13 protein-coding genes are annotated in these 15,458 nt (G+C 30.8%); 4 read left to right on the top strand and 9 right to left on the bottom strand.

All coding sequences use genetic code 11. From position 1 onward, the window contains the following. The first annotated feature begins 14 nt into the window (after positions 1-14). Together KPL55_RS00290 and KPL55_RS00285 are read left to right on the top strand one after the other, a co-directional pair. Complete coding sequence (locus tag KPL55_RS00290) at positions 15-2,378, top strand: hybrid sensor histidine kinase/response regulator (RefSeq protein ID WP_216304708.1); 2,364 nt, start codon at positions 15-17, stop codon at positions 2,376-2,378. A 2-nt stretch (positions 2,379-2,380) separates the two neighbouring features. After that, entirely contained in the window at positions 2,381-2,740 is a 360-nt protein-coding gene (locus tag KPL55_RS00285) for a hypothetical protein (protein WP_216304707.1), read from the top strand. Positions 2,741-2,778: 38 nt separating this feature from the next. On the opposite strand, the gene KPL55_RS00280 is transcribed toward KPL55_RS00285, so the two are convergent. Then, entirely contained in the window at positions 2,779-3,816 is a 1,038-nt protein-coding gene (locus tag KPL55_RS00280) for an HD domain-containing phosphohydrolase (RefSeq protein ID WP_216304706.1), read from the bottom strand. A gap of 168 nt (positions 3,817-3,984) precedes the next feature. Here KPL55_RS00280 and KPL55_RS00275 point away from each other — a divergent pair, with 168 nt between their 5' ends. Continuing rightward, on the top strand, positions 3,985-4,890 hold the full coding sequence (locus KPL55_RS00275; RefSeq protein WP_216304705.1) for an AEC family transporter: 906 nt from the start codon (positions 3,985-3,987) through the stop codon (positions 4,888-4,890). A gap of 23 nt (positions 4,891-4,913) precedes the next feature. On the opposite strand, the gene KPL55_RS00270 is transcribed toward KPL55_RS00275, so the two are convergent. The 8 genes from KPL55_RS00270 to KPL55_RS00235 all read right to left on the bottom strand — a co-directional run bounded on the left by KPL55_RS00270 (position 4,914) and on the right by KPL55_RS00235 (position 13,649). After that, positions 4,914-6,755: an ABC transporter ATP-binding protein gene (locus tag KPL55_RS00270; protein WP_216304704.1), complete on the bottom strand. Its 1,842-nt coding sequence runs from the start codon at positions 6,753-6,755 to the stop codon at positions 4,914-4,916. 1 nt (position 6,756) lies between these two features. Continuing rightward, the gene (locus tag KPL55_RS00265) at positions 6,757-8,481 is read right to left on the bottom strand and encodes an ABC transporter ATP-binding protein (RefSeq protein ID WP_246599244.1); all 1,725 of its coding nucleotides are present in this window, start codon (positions 8,479-8,481) and stop codon (positions 6,757-6,759) included. A 193-nt stretch (positions 8,482-8,674) separates the two neighbouring features. Then, positions 8,675-8,827, bottom strand: a complete 153-nt coding sequence (locus KPL55_RS00260) for a hypothetical protein (protein WP_216304703.1) — start codon at positions 8,825-8,827, stop codon at positions 8,675-8,677. A gap of 202 nt (positions 8,828-9,029) precedes the next feature. Next, entirely contained in the window at positions 9,030-10,163 is a 1,134-nt protein-coding gene (locus tag KPL55_RS26675; protein WP_376770417.1) for a cell wall hydrolase, read from the bottom strand. A 134-nt stretch (positions 10,164-10,297) separates the two neighbouring features. Continuing rightward, positions 10,298-11,206: a ketopantoate reductase family protein gene (locus KPL55_RS00250; protein WP_216304702.1), complete on the bottom strand. Its 909-nt coding sequence runs from the start codon at positions 11,204-11,206 to the stop codon at positions 10,298-10,300. A gap of 159 nt (positions 11,207-11,365) precedes the next feature. Next, positions 11,366-11,821: a hypothetical protein gene (locus KPL55_RS00245; RefSeq protein ID WP_216304701.1), complete on the bottom strand. Its 456-nt coding sequence runs from the start codon at positions 11,819-11,821 to the stop codon at positions 11,366-11,368. Positions 11,822-11,968: 147 nt separating this feature from the next. Beyond that, complete coding sequence (locus KPL55_RS00240) at positions 11,969-12,907, bottom strand: anti-sigma-I factor RsgI family protein (RefSeq protein ID WP_216304700.1); 939 nt, start codon at positions 12,905-12,907, stop codon at positions 11,969-11,971. Further along, positions 12,900-13,649 (bottom strand): sigma factor, encoded by a 750-nt coding sequence (locus tag KPL55_RS00235; protein WP_216304699.1) that lies wholly within the window; start codon positions 13,647-13,649, stop codon positions 12,900-12,902. Before KPL55_RS00235 ends, KPL55_RS00240 begins: the two co-directional genes overlap by 8 nt. A 393-nt stretch (positions 13,650-14,042) precedes the next feature. Here KPL55_RS00235 and KPL55_RS00230 point away from each other — a divergent pair, with 393 nt between their 5' ends. After that, positions 14,043-15,368, top strand: a complete 1,326-nt coding sequence (locus KPL55_RS00230; protein WP_216304698.1) for a hypothetical protein — start codon at positions 14,043-14,045, stop codon at positions 15,366-15,368. Positions 15,369-15,458 lie beyond the last annotated feature (90 nt).

Below are 15,458 nucleotides of genomic sequence, written 5' to 3'. Positions count from 1 at the left end.
ATGGGGCTGGTTTTATGTTTAAGAGATTTTCACGCCTTTCAATTAAGTATAAATTTCTTATATATATTTTGCTTATAAGCATATTGCCACTTATAATACTCGGATCGATTTCTTATACTACATCTAACTCGATAATTACTGAGGATGCTAAGATGGCTTCAAATCAAAACTTAAATCTTGAAAAGCAGTATACGGATTTAATTATGGAAGATGTTGAAAGCCTTATTGCTAATCTATCTGGCAATGAGGACATAAAAAATAGTATGCTCATTAAACCTGATAAAACTAATGATTATAAGAAATTGGTTACTCAGGTTCAAATTAGTACCATACTTAGTGGATATATTAACCTAAAAGGTTTAGTATCTATCGATATATTTTCTAATTCAGGTTCTCATTATCATATTGGTGATACTTTAAACTTTCAACAAGTTGACACTACTTTAAAGGATAAGCTTTATAAAGAAGCGCTTGATTCTTCCAAAACAGTTACATGGCTAGGTGTTGAGGATAATGTAAACACCACTTCTACATATAAAAAGGTGATTACAGTGACCAAAGTGATTAAAGACCTAGACCCTTTAACTATGGAAGAAAAGCCTCTAGGTTTAATTCTAATTAACTATGATGTAAATGTACTTAATAAACATTTCAATTTAAATCAAAATAACTCTTTTTACGTAGTTATCGATAATAAAAACAGAATAGTTACTCATCCGAGTGTTGACTATATTGGAAAGGTTCTTAATGATAAAAATCTTCTAAGCAAGTTAGCCCAAAATAATAGTAGCTTTACCCATGATTTAAACATAGATGGTTTAAACAAAGGTCAGATGTTAGTTACCTATGAGAAATTTGATAAAAGCGACTGGACTTTAATTAATTTCCTCCCAATTAATACAATTACAATGAAAACATCTAAGATTAGAAATATTATATTTTTAACCTTAATTCTCTGCTTAGGTATGGCTGCTTTAACTGCTTTCTTAAATTCTAAACAGCTATTACAACCAGTTAATAAAATGACTGACCTCTTTAAGGATATTCAGGCTGGAACAATAGATTTGAACCTACGTTTAGAGGTGGGTACTGATGATGAAATTGGAGAACTTGTTAAATGGTTTAATACCTTTATTGAAAGTCTTGCTGATAAAAAGAAAACAGAGCTAGAACTGATTTCGGCTAGAGAAGAAGCCATAGCAGCCAATAGCGCTAAAAGTAATTTTTTAGCCAATATGAGCCATGAAATAAGAACTCCTCTTAATGCTATTATCGGAATGACAGATGTACTCTTAGACACACCTTTAAATATTGAACAGAAAAGTACTTCATTAGTTGTGCGTGATGCTGGTCACTTATTATTAAGTGTAATAAATGATATATTAGATTTTTCGAAAATTGAGGCTGGGAAAATGATCTTGAATCCATATGAGTTTAATATAAACTCAGTAGTTTCAAACATTGCTGAAATACTTACTGTAAAATCTAAAGAAAAAATGATACCAATAAAAACCTATGTAGATCCTGAAATTCCACTTTTATATGGAGATTCAGATAAGTTAAGCCAGATTCTAATGAATTTGATCTCTAATGCTATTAAATTTACTGAAATAGGATATATTGATATTTCCACAAATATCAATGAAGTAAATGAAAATACAATGACTTTATTATTTAAGGTTACAGACAACGGAATTGGAATATCGGCGGAAGCTCAGAGCAAGTTGTTTAATCCTTTTATACAAGGAGATAGCTCTACTACTAGGAAATATGGTGGTACAGGTCTAGGTTTATCAATATCTAAAAAACTTGTGGAAATGCTTCAGGGAGAAATTTCACTATTAAGCAAACTTGGAGAAGGCTCGACTTTTTCCTTCACTGCTGTATTTGAAAAAGCCCAGGTACAATCCAAATTAAAAGATGATAAAAATTCTTACAATAAAAATTCTTACAATAAAAATGATTTTGACTCTAATTTTGAAATAACAAAAGATACATCAATTTTACTTGTAGAAGATAATATAACAAATCAAAAACTAGCATTACTTCAATTAAAGAAACTAGGCCTTATCATAAAACTTGCATCCAACGGACAAGAGGCTTTAGATATGGTATCCCTAAACCATTTTTCTCTTATTTTAATGGACTGTCAAATGCCTATTTTGGATGGATTTGAAGCAACTCGTAAAATTAGAGAGATTGAAAAAGTTAAGGGTGGCCATATCCCAATAATTGCCATGACAGCAAATGCAATGCAGGGTGATAAAGAGAAATGCCTAGAGGCTGGAATGGATGACTATATCAGTAAACCTGTAAAAGTCAGTGAATTACATGAAAAAACAAAAAAATGGATTGCTTATATTAACAGGAGGGACTAAATATGAAGAGTGGAATTTATGATATTCAAGGACTGGCGAACGGCCTAGAATTAGATTATGAAGATATTACTGATCTATATATCTCTTATATAGATGAAGTGGACAATCATTGCAAAAGACTTAATGAAATCTCTTATAAAAAAGATTATATTAAATTAAAAATGGAAATCCATAACGTAAAAGGAGTAGCCGCCAATTTGCTACTTAAAGATGTATTTGATGAAGCTGACCAATTCGAAAGGTTATTAAACCAGGATAATTTCACTAGTTCAAAAGATCATGTGGAAAATCTTTCAAAGCTACTAATTAATTCAAAGGCTAAGATAATTTTTAGCTTTGCTCAAGTAAATGTAGTACTATAATAGTCAAAGTGGACACTCTAAGGTGCCCACTTTAACTATTATAAATCCATTAACGATTCGCCAATTTTCTTAACTTCATCTTTTTTTGCTATAAATAAATCAACTAATTCAGAATCAAAATGTATTCCTTTTTCATGAACTATATAAGCCATCGCTTCATCAAAAGACCACCGCTCTTTATATGGCCTTTTCGAAAGTAGAGCATCAAAACAGTCTGCTATTGCGAGTATTCTTCCATATACAGGTATTTCTTTGTTTTTTTGTCCTTTCGGATAACCAGTTCCATTAACCCACTCATGATGGGATAATGCCACAATTGAACCTGCCTTTAAATACTTACTAGAAGTGTTTTTCAATATTTTATATCCATTCACAGCATGTTGCTTCATTATCTCAAATTCATCAAAAGTTAATTTCCCAGGCTTTAAAAGAATAGTTTCTGGTGTTCCGACTTTACCGATATCGTGAAGCTGAGAAGCATAAAATAAAACTTGTATTTCCTCTTCACTCATCCCAAGCTCAGTAGCTAAAAGCTTCGAATAGTAGGCTACTCTAAGAATATGATGCCCTGTTTCAATGTCTTTAAGTTCAGATATTTTTCCAAGAACCATTATAGTCTCTTCTTCTCTTTCAAGAATTTTTTGTGTAGCTTTATTTACTTCTTCTTGCAATAATAACGCCTTATCTTGAACTATTCTTTGGAATTTTCTCATTTCTAATAAATTTCTTGTCCTTGCAATAAATTCTATTGAGTTAATAGGCTTAATTAAAAAATCTGTTACTCCTGCTTCTAAAGCATCGATTTTTATTTTTTGATCATCAGAAACCGCGGTAACCATAATAATAGGAGTATTACTATTTTGCTTTCTAAATTCTCTTATAAATTCTATACCATTCATTTCAGGCATCATATAGTCAATAAAAATAATATCAGGTTCGTTTGCACAAGCATCCGATAGCGCTTTTACCGGATCCGTATAGTTTGCTATGTCAATTGGTAACTTTCTTGCATATTTTTGAAGAAGCATAAGATTTATATGATTATCATCTATTGATATAGCTTTAAAATTATCCAATATAACCACCCCGTATCATCTTTTGTATAATATTCTAATTATACCTTTATTCTGAATATTTTTCATCAAATTTATAAAAATTAAATTATGTTTATAATGTGTTTTTATTTACTCCATGCTATAATGTAACGATATTAAGGATGTAATATTTATACAAGGAGCAAACATATGAATACTATTAACTCACAGTTTACAATGTCATTAAGTATTATTTTATTAGGATATTTATTAAAGAAAACAGGTATCTTAAAGGAAAGCGATGGGGAAGTGATTTCAAGGTTAATTTTTAATGTTACCCTTCCCTCCATAGTAATAAATGTTTTTAGTACAATGACCATAGACAAAAAGCTTCTACTTGTACCTGTAATCTGCTTTGTGTACGGATTATTTATGGCAGTAGTTGCTATCATTGTATTCAGAAAAGAATCCAGACGAAATAAAGGAATGCTAACAATGCTGGTGCCTTCCTTCAACATTGGACTTTTCGCATATCCACTGGTAGAATCAATATGGGGCAAAGAAGGTCTTAAATACTTTGGTATGTTTGATATGGGTAATTCCTTCATAGTTTTCGCAGTTTGTTATATTATTGCAAGCATCTATTCAAGTAGCGAAGGCGAAATCTCATACAAGAATATTTTTTCTAAAACACTACACTCAATACCTTTTCTTACATACATTATTACTTTGACAATTAATCTTTTGGGATTTACTATTCCAAAGCCACTTATAGAAATTACAGGAATTCTATCAAAAGCTAATATGCCCCTTGCATTGTTGGTTCTCGGTTTATACCTTAGCTTCTCCTTTAAAAAGGAATACTTGAAAAATATGGCTAAAATAATTGCCTTAAGGTATTTGATTGGGTTTGGAGTTGGTATATTTCTTTATAATTTAGTACCAGATACAATGTTCAAAATAACAATGCTACTTGGTTTTATATTGCCAATAAGTTTCACAGTAATTCCTTACTCAGTGGAGTTTGATTATGATACTAGATTTGTAGGAACTGTTAATAATTTTACAATTATAATAAGTTTTTTACTTATATGGGGTATTGTTGCTTTTATTTAACTAACAGAAGATTATTTAGTCACTTACTCCTCGTCACAATTATTATATTGATTAAAATACATATTGTAGTATTTACCTTTTTTATTAATAAGCTCCGCGTGGTTTCCCATTTCAATGATTTGACCATCATCTATAACCATTATTTTACTAGCATCTCTTATTGTACTTAGCCTATGAGCTATAATAAAACTAGTTCTTCCATACATTAATTTAAGCATTGCTTCTTGGATTCTAAGTTCAGTTCTAGTATCAACACTGCTGGTAGCCTCATCAAGTATCAATAAGGATGGACTGGTTAAAATTGCTCTTGCAATGGCTAAAAGTTGTCTTTGTCCTTGACTAAGATTGCTCCCACTCTCAGAGAGTAGTGTTTCATACCCCTTAGGAAGTCTTTTTATAAATTCATGTGCATTTGCCATTTTTGCTGCACTTATTACTTCTAAATCCGTTGCATCTAGATTCCCATATTTTATATTATCTTTTATACTTTCGGAGAAAAGATAAGTATCTTGAAGAACTATACCAAAAGTCCTTCTAAGGCTATCTCTTGTATATTTTCTTATATCGACTCCGTCAATATATATCTCTCCACTTGTAACATCATAAAATCTTGAAAGTAAATTTACAATTGTAGTCTTACCTGCTCCTGTTGGACCTACAAGGGCTATACTTTCTCCTGGTTTTGCTTCAAAGTTAATATTTTTAAGAATCTCCACATCTTTTGTATATCCGAAACACACATTATTAAATTGTACATGTCCCATGGATTCATTAAGCCCTTTTGGATCTTGGGCGTCCTGAGTCTCTTCAGGAGTATCTAATATTTCGAATACTCTCTCAGCTCCTGCCACAGCAGATTGCAGCGTATTAAATATATTTGCCATATTATTTAGTGGACGTACGAATTGCCTTGAATAACTTAAAAAGCTTGCAATTACACCTATGGTAATCATATTTTCTACAGCTAGAACACCACCTACTCCAGCTACTGCTGCAAAACCAATGTTATTTATAACGTTCATAATAGGCATTAAAAATCCAGATAAAACTTGTGCTTTGAGTCCTACATCGCATAATCTTTGATTTATTTCATTGAATTCCTCCACAGCTTTATCTTCATGGTTAAAAGCTTTTACAATGTATATTCCGGATATAGTTTCTTCAATTTGTCCATTAAGTTTACCTAGTTCCTTTTGCTGAGCTTTAAAAAGCTTCCCCGTTCTTTTTGCAATTGATTTAGTTAATAAAAATACTAAAGGAACTGTAATTAAACTCGCCGCAGTTAATATAGGACTTAAAATTATCATCATAATGAATGACCCTATTATAGCAATAATCCCTGACATAAGTTGAATTGCTGATTGAGAAATAGTGGAACTAACGTTGTCGATATCGTTTGATAATCTACTCATAATATCTCCATGACTGTTTTTATCAAAAAACGCCATTGGGAGCTTTTGAAGTTTTAAAAATAAATTATTTCTCATAGTTTTAACTATCCTTTGACTGGAACTCGCCATAGCAAATCCTTGAAATAAACTTATAGCAGCGTCCGTCAAATATGATATTAATAAAGCAATTACTATTATGCTTAAAATATTAAAATCAACTTCGCCAGTACTCTCCGTCATAGCATTCACTGCGCTCCCTATTAGATACGGCCCTATAAGTACTATGGCAGAATCAATCAATATAAATATGAATATCATTATTAATGTTTTTCTCTCAGCTCCAAAATAACTCCAAAGTCTCCTTAAAGTTTTCCTAAAATTCTTAGGTTTTACAACAGGTGACATATTTCTTCTTCCACCTGTAAATTTCATATCCACATTATTATTTCTATCTCTATATTTATTATCTTTCATTCTACATCATCTCCCTTCCAATTTGAGAAATGAAGATATCGTTATATACATCACAACTTTTTAAAAGATCCGCGTGGCGTCCTATGCCTTTTATTTCGCCATTGTCTATTACTATAATTTTATCAGCTCCCATAACAGAAGTTATTCTATGTGCTATTAATATACAAGTTAAATTCTTAGCATATTTTTTTAAACTTTTCCTAATTTTCACCTCAGTATCTGTATCTACTGCACTGGTTGCATCGTCAAGTATTAGAATCTCAGCTTTTTTTACAAGCGCCCTTGCTATAGATACACGTTGCCTTTGCCCCCCAGAAAAATTAACACCACCTTGTCCAATTTTTGCATTATACCCTTCTGGAAGTTTATCTATAAATTCATGGGCCTGGGCAACTATTGAAGCCTCTTTTATTTCTTCAAGACTTGCAGAAGCACTCCCCCACTTTATATTATCTATTATTGTGCCAGAAAACAGGAGTGCCTTTTGTGGCACTACGGCAATCTTCTCTCTTAGGGTCTTTATATCTAATGTTTTAATGTTTACTCCATTAACTTTTATTTCTCCGCTTAATGTATCATAAAATCTAGGAATTAAATTCACAAGACTGCTTTTACCTGAACCAGTTGATCCTATTATTCCAACAGTTTCTCCCTGAAGGCAAGTAAAAGATATATCCTTTAATGTAGGCTCTTTATCCTTATTATAAGAAAAAAATACATGCGCAAATTCAACTCTTCCTTGAACGGTAGAATCATCCATAATTTCATTTCCGTTAATCATGTCATCTTTTTCTAAAAACACTTCACTAATACGCTGCGAAGATGCCCTAGCACGTACAAACATTGTAAAAACATTAGATACCATCATAAGTGAAAATAATATTTGTGTCATATAATTTGTAAATGCAATTATTTCCCCTACATGCATATTACCTTTGTTTACATTTATGCCACCTATCCAAATCACTAATACTATTCCACTGTTTACTACAAGTCCAATCATAGGAGTAAATATTGATGTTACTTTCATCGCTGCAGTGGAATTTTGCGTAAGCAAAGTATTCTTAATATTAAATCTTTTTATCTCATATTCAAATCGATTAAAAGCTTTAACAACTCTTACCCCCGATAAATACTCACGCATTACCCCATTTACACCATCAAGTGACTTCTGAACCTTAATAAAGTACGGATATCCAAGCTTCATATTTCCATATATAAGAATAGCTACAACTGGTACAATACCCAGGAGAATCATAGACAAGCGTAAGTTTAACCTTGCAGCCATTATAATGCTACCAATTCCAACAATTGGTGCTTTAACAAATATCCTCATAAGTCCATTTACAAAATTTTGAACCTGCGTTACATCGTTTGTGAGACGTGTAACTAAAGTACCACCTTCAAACTTATCAATATTTTCAAAAGAAAATCCTTGAATTTTCTTAAATAAATCAGATCTAAGTTCTGCTCCCATCTTTTGTGAAACATGGCTAGCGATAACATTACGAACGCATGCGGCTATTGCCCCTAGTCCTGCAATAATGAGCATAACCATTCCCATTTTAATTACATAATTTAAATTTTTACTTGCAACCCCTACATCCACAATTTTAGACATTATTGTTGGTAACAGCAAATCACAAAACGCTTCCAGTGTTACGAAAAACACTGCGGTGCAAAATCCCATCCCATACTTATGTGCATACCCCTTTAAGTAAACCAAAACAAATCCCCCCCATGTTACAATGATATATAATCTATATCTATTATTCTCTTTAAAATTAGTATTTAATACTAATTTTAATCTATCCAAAATAATTAATCAATGCTAAATACAATAAAAGGGAGTTCATAAATGAACTCCCTTTTACCAGTCTTATTTTTATTAAATTTATATTCCATACTATAATTATAATTTATTTACCAAATAAGCCTTGACCACCTGATGCTGCACTTTGTGGTCCGAAGGTTGGTGCTCTCCTAGTATTTTTTTGAGTTGATGACTTAGCTTTTTTTTCTTCAATAATTTTTTTCATTAACTCCACGTTTTTACAATTATCATTTTTCATTTTCTTTACCTCCATTTTTTGTTTTTACATATTTTTCATTCTTAAAAAATTAACTGCTACCTTCTACATTAATATCAGCAATTAATATTTGCAAGATATAGTTTATTATTTTATTAATCTATTATACCCTAAAAACAGTAGCATATGATATACTAATTTGTATAAAACTAAGGGGAGTTCACAAAGTGAGCTCCCCTTAGTTTTATAACATATTAATAAATGTTAAATTGCCTATTATTATGGAAACTGGTTGTGGTAAAGTAAGGCCTGAAGGTTTGCCACCACTATAAAAAAACAGTGCATTATTTGTTGGATCGTTTCCGCTTAGTGCTTCTTTTGCAGCTTGTACAGCACTTGAATATGCAGGTCTATCAATATTACCATTTAGAACTGGCGTAAATTCATAATGAGCATAGGTCTTTTGATAGATAACCTCTCTTATAGAACTCGGAAAACTACTGCTCTTAACTCTATTTAAAACTACTGCGCCTACAGCAACCTGAGCATTATAAGATTCTCCTCCTGCTTCAGCAGTTATTAATCTAGCAAGCAAGTCCAAATCACTTGAATTGCTAGTAATAGGAGTATTTGCTTGAGGAGTATTACTTACTTGTTTTTTAGCTTTTTGGGAATTAATTAACGCTTGTTTTTCTTCTGCCGCTTTTCTTGCTTGTATAGCTTGTCTTACTAAAATAGCCTCATCTATTACCAGTTGAGCACCATACTGCTTTTCCAAAGCTTCTAATTTTGATGATAATACATCTTGGTCTGATTTTTGCTTTATTAAGGTAGCTAAATCCTTTTTGTTATCACCTCTTAAAGCTAATAACTTTATATTTCCTGCCTCTAATGCCTCTTTTTTCACATTAATTGCTGCCTGTTTTGTTTTCAAATTATCAATAATATTTTGATCAAAGGTTACTATTCTTCTAATATTTTCCACTCTGGATATTAAATCATTTATACCATTTGAACCTAGTACAACCTCTATATAGCTTGATGTGCCATTCATATACATAACTCTCATTCTTTTATCAAAAATAACCTGTTCAGCTTTTATATTAGTCTCTGCTTTTACAATATTTATTTTTGTTTGTTTAATATTATTTTGTGTTATAGTTATATTCTTCTCATTGCTACTGATTTTAGACATAATTATTTTATGCTGCTTATTCACACTCTCGACTTTATTTTCAAGGTCGTTTCTTTGAGCTTGAACCTGCTTGATTTTCGCCTTATCTGAGGTTACATCTGCATATACGCTAGTAGAACTAACGCACATAATTACACCAATCGCCATTACTGCTGAAACTATTTTTTTAAATTTTTTACTCAATTCTCTATCCCCCCTACATAACATTTTATTTTTAAATATATTATGTTTAAAAGTTTTATCATCTGAATATAATAACATATAGAGATAGGTTCAGCAAATATTGGCTCTTTAAATTACTTATGTTGGTTAATTAATCATTTTAAAGACTCTGCTATCTTTCTATAATTTGGAATGTCGATGTCATACTTTTCAGCAATACGCACAATGTTAAATATTAGTTCATCCTTTTCACTGTTTGTGCCAGTCTTAAGATCTTTTTGCATGGAGGCTGTAGTATCTAGACTAAACCCACTTAAAATAACAAGATTTTCTTTTACTAAATCGGTGTCCAATTTAATATTTAATACAACTGCGATCTTTTGCAATTCCTTAAGCAGTAATATAAACATATCTCTGCATTCTCCATCCTTTTGAAATTCACCTGCCATAGCATCAAAGTATACCCCCGTCGCAGCAAAAGCAGATGTAAATGAAAATTTTTTAAATAAATCTCGGCTTATATTATCCGATATAACTCCCTCAATTCCTGATTGCTCAAGATCTAACTTAATTTTATATAACAAACCCATATCCACATTTGTGTTTTCTTTAGCCCCAAAAACAACTCTAAAAATCTTGATGTCCTGTGTAATTACGCCAGGTGCTGATATGTATGCCCCAATATAAATACAACCATCAAGGACAGTTATACCAGATAATTCCTTCGATAATTTTTTTTCAGTACTTAACGCATTCAAAATAGGAATTACAATTGTTTTCTCATGAGAAGCCTTCTTTATGGTGGAAATAATCTCGTGCAATGAATATCCTTTAACACATATGAAAATCACATCAAACTTTCCAAACTCTTCGTTACTATCGTATGCCTTAACATTTTCCAGCTTTATCTCACCATTTTGCAACGAGTGAATAATAAGTCCTTTTTCCTTTATAGCCTTTAGATGTGTACCCCTTGCTATAAATGAAACGTCTTTTCCGATTTTGGATAAATACCCACCAATACATCCCCCTGTGCCACCTGCACCAATTATTAAATATTTCATATGACAACCCCTCCTGGCATTATGTATTAGAGTAAACTCTATTCTTACATGTCTTTTTTTATTATATTATAACTCATAGCAAAAGGGAATCCATCTTGATATGAATTCCCTTTTACCAGCGTTTTATGATTTTAGTTCCATGTATTTGAGGCTATTTTTTCAAAGAAAACTTTGTGACACTCTAGATTGACAAAGATATAGTTGCTTCATTATAATTTTGTCAGCTTGGGCTTGCGTTATTGTCCCATTACTTACAAGGGCTGTTTGTGGATTTATATGTTTTATCTTATTACTATTTATATATATTTCTTTTTCTCTCTCAGTAAGATCTTTAGTCTTTTGTGAACTTGTTTTTCTTGAAAACTCTGTTTTATTTAGAACGTCTTTAATTCTATTTGCCTCAGTTTGTGTTATAGTGTTCCCTGTTACAATATTTGTAGCTAAACCAGGATGTATTCCATCACCTATTTTTATGGACTCATTTGACAAAGATAGCATTCTATTGATATTTAATGGGTTTGGAGTTGCAGCAAAAGTTATACTCACAGATGATAAAAGTATTCCGCCTGTTAGTAACCCCGTTATAATTTTCTTCTTAAAAAAAATATATATCATAAATATTTACCCCTCATAATTTATTATTAATCTTTATAATTTATTATTAATCTTTCTATATTTGTAATCTTTCTATATTCCAATCATAACGGTTTTTGATGCCAAAAAGGTGTCAATATGATGTCTATTTTGTTTATTTTATGTTAATTAGTAAATTTTGTTATCACCATTATTTTTATCTACATTTCTAATTGTTTTGTTTCTGTCATCTTGAGATTTATTTTTTTCCATGGTGTGGTTATTAATATTTTCGTTGTTCTTCTTTTTTACTTCTTGATTACTTCTAGAGGATTTTTTCTCAACTGTATTTGTATTTTTATTTGTTTTAGTTTTTGTATTTTTATTTGTTTTTGTATTTTTATTAGTAATAATCTTTGTATTAGTATTACTATTTAGTGAGGGTTTCTTTACTGTATTATTTTCAATATTTAAGTTTTCAGTGGAGTCCTTTTTTTTGTAACTACCATTCTTAAACCTAGAAGTGTCTATTTTTTTATTATTTGCTGTAATATTTATGTTTTTATTAGTGTCTAAAGACGAATTAATATTTATGCTTAAATTATTACTATCTACAACATTCTTAAACTTAGATATATCTATTGTACTATTTTTATTGCTTTCAAAATCTACATTAATAATTTTTTTATCAATTATATATTTATCATTTATAAAATCTTCAGTTTTAGCTTCTATAACTAAAAGTTCCAGACCATCATCTATAGATTTATACTTTAGTTTGATATTATTAAGTATTAATAACCCATCTGAATTTAATGCTTTTGAACTAATAATTTTATTCCACCTATTAGCTTCAAGGGAAACAGAAGGATTAATACTAAGCACTACCGTTGTAACAGGAGTATAGTAATCATAAGCAACAACACTTGAAATAAATATAAACATTAGCGAAGCTGCAATTAAAGCATATTTATATATCAATAAGTTTTTCCTATATAATTCTCCTGTGTGAATTTCACCTACCTTAGGAAATGCATTATTAGCCTTTATATATACAAACTCTCCACTAGAAGTCATAATTCCAACTTTCCTATTCACAACACTTATTACAATACCTGTTTTAATCATTAATTTCACCTTCTTTTATATTTAAATAAGATTTCAAATACACATATTCTGGGTTTATAATTATCAATATTAAAGAAATTATATATATTCTCCATTTTTCAATAAGTTTTATATTAGTAGCAGTTAATATTATTACTTCTTTAACTGGTAGTCTTCTTTTGACCATCAAATGACTTAATATTGATTCTTCTCTAGCGCATGACCATGCAACATTTAATAAATTATTCCTTGTATCCGTATGAGATGGTGATAATTTAATGAGAGACTTAAAGTCAATTTTAAATTTCAATAATTCCTTAGAAAATAAATTTATTTCATCAACTCTAAATTGATTCTCTATTTGAATTTCATAATTGTTAATAGAATTTTTTCCATCTATATAATCCACACTTTCATCATTGTTCTCAAACAACAATTTAGGAGAATTTTTATTTTTTCTAAAAAAATCTATCAATGCATTTTTAATAATAACTCTACCAAACCCATAAAAGTTCCCTTTAGTTTTATCATATCTGTCGCAGGCTATGTTAAAAGCCATAAGGGCTATACTAAGTTCTTCATCATTTTCCCAAATCAAATGCCTTTTGCACAGTTTAATTGTAGTTGAATAAATGAAACCTTTATTGTCTTCAATAAATTTACTGCGGTTTACGGGAAATAAATCATCTAATTTAAAACTTTGTTCCTCATTTGAATCTACTGCCGTTTTTTTATTTTTATAGAAGAGAAGTTTCAAGTTCATTTGTCCACCCCTTATATTCTGTATACGCAAATACAATTAATTTTAAGAGGGTATAAAAATAATTAAAGAATTTTTTTTTGTTAAAAAAAGCGGAAATCCCTCAAATAAATCATATCATGTATCATATATAAAAGTGAAGTCAAAAAAATGTAAAACATTAAAGAATTACATTGAGTTAATACATATTCAATTTTTTAAACTGCTTGTATATTCTCTTTTATATTGGTAATATAGGAAGTAGTTAACTTGTACAAATCTGTAAATGAGAAATGCATGATTATATAGTTTTTTTATAAAATACGGTATTATATTTATCCTAATCTAACATTAGATAAAAGAGATTGTAATTATGCCGCTTTCTTAAATAATAAAAGAAATGAGACGATATTAAAAATGGAAACTCTTAAACCAAAAACCCCAAAAAAGCTTCTAGGCTTATTAGCTGGAGTAGTTGTACTTATCTTACTAGTCGCAGTTTTTACAATCTCATCTTACACAAAATCAGCAGCTAAAAAAGAAAATGCAAAAATTGTTGCTGCAAAAGTTGTTGCTGATAAAAAAACAGCAGATAAAAAAACAGCAGACGCAAAAATAGTTGCCGATCAAGCCGCTGCTGCCGAGCAAAAAAAACAAGCTGAAGCCGCAACTGCAGCTGCAGCTGTAACCGCTGAGGCAACAGCTACCTCAGGTCCCATATCTGATGATCTATATAAATATGAGGTATCAATAGATGGCATAAAGTATGCTTTGCCGGCTAGCTATTCCGATTTCGAAAAGAATGGATGGATAGGTAAAGACTTTGGTACTAAAACAATGGATCCAAACAAATACAATATAGTTAACTTGGAAAAAGGCGACCAAACGATGATGGTAAGTATAGCAAATATGGGGACAGATGTTTTACCACTGTCAAAGTGTTATATTGGCCGGATTACAATAGAAACAATTAATAAAAATCAAAAAACAAACATCCTAATGTCAAAAGGAATTTCTTTAACGTCCTCGCAAGAAGAAGTAATTGCAGCATATGGTAACCCATCTGACAAATACGAAGGAACTACAACTACTAAATTAACCTATAAATCCGGTAGCTATTCAGAATGTGAGATTACATTCGATAAAACTACCAAGATGGTATATTCTATTAAACTAGAAAATTTAGTAAAACCTGCTAATCAAGAAACAACTGCCGCTGTTGATACAGGACTTCCTGCAGTTGTTAAAAATTATAAGGCACCTACAAGTTTAGGTGACGATTTATACGCCTTTCAAGTTAAGTATGCTGGAAGTTTATACAAATTACCAGTACCAATTGCTGAACTCGTAAAAAACGGTTGGGTACTTCAGTCAAATGGCGATAAATTGGTTGCTGCAAAGTCTAGTGCATTTGGGATTGAGTTAAGAAAAGACAACCAGATACTAAGGACACAGATAGCGAACTATAGTGAAAAGGGCGAACCTATAAAAAATTGCTTTGCTACTTATGTTCAATACTACAACAATGGTGCAATGCTCCCTATAGAACTACCAAAAGGAATAACAGAGAAATCCACTATAGAACAAGTTATTGCAGCTTATGGTAAACCTACTAAAGAGGATACCAGCTCCTCTTACAAGTATTATACCTACGGAAAAGTATTTCAAAAGACCACTTTTACGACTAAGGACGGAAAAATCGTAAAAATAGAAGTAGATTATGCACCAAAGGAACTAAATTAATAGACTATACAATTCCTATCTAAACAAAATATAAAATACTCTTTCTTGCAACAATTAAGATAAGTTAATTATCTAATATTGCAAGGAGGA

Origin of the sequence: Clostridium lacusfryxellense (assembly GCF_018861735.1) — a bacterium.
GTDB classification, from domain to species: Bacteria; Bacillota; Clostridia; order Clostridiales; family Clostridiaceae; genus Clostridium_AD; species Clostridium_AD lacusfryxellense.
Note: the sequence above shows the minus strand (reverse complement) of the source record. Positions and strands in the feature narration are given on the sequence as shown.

What these genes read in the sequence shown, in the direction of transcription:
- KPL55_RS00240 (WP_216304700.1), bottom strand. Translation starts at nt 12,907, where the DNA reads ATGATTAAAACAGGTATTGTAATAAGTGTTGTGAATAGGAAAGTTGGA.
- KPL55_RS00270 (WP_216304704.1), bottom strand. Translation starts at nt 6,755, where the DNA reads ATGAAAGATAATAAATATAGAGATAGAAATAATAATGTGGATATGAAA.
- KPL55_RS00290 (WP_216304708.1), top strand. Translation starts at nt 15, where the DNA reads ATGTTTAAGAGATTTTCACGCCTTTCAATTAAGTATAAATTTCTTATA.
- KPL55_RS00235 (WP_216304699.1), bottom strand. Translation starts at nt 13,649, where the DNA reads ATGAACTTGAAACTTCTCTTCTATAAAAATAAAAAAACGGCAGTAGAT.
- KPL55_RS00250 (WP_216304702.1), bottom strand. Translation starts at nt 11,206, where the DNA reads ATGAAATATTTAATAATTGGTGCAGGTGGCACAGGGGGATGTATTGGT.
- KPL55_RS00275 (WP_216304705.1), top strand. Translation starts at nt 3,985, where the DNA reads ATGAATACTATTAACTCACAGTTTACAATGTCATTAAGTATTATTTTA.
- KPL55_RS00245 (WP_216304701.1), bottom strand. Translation starts at nt 11,821, where the DNA reads ATGATATATATTTTTTTTAAGAAGAAAATTATAACGGGGTTACTAACA.
- KPL55_RS00285 (WP_216304707.1), top strand. Translation starts at nt 2,381, where the DNA reads ATGAAGAGTGGAATTTATGATATTCAAGGACTGGCGAACGGCCTAGAA.
- KPL55_RS00230 (WP_216304698.1), top strand. Translation starts at nt 14,043, where the DNA reads ATGGAAACTCTTAAACCAAAAACCCCAAAAAAGCTTCTAGGCTTATTA.
- KPL55_RS00260 (WP_216304703.1), bottom strand. Translation starts at nt 8,827, where the DNA reads ATGAAAAATGATAATTGTAAAAACGTGGAGTTAATGAAAAAAATTATT.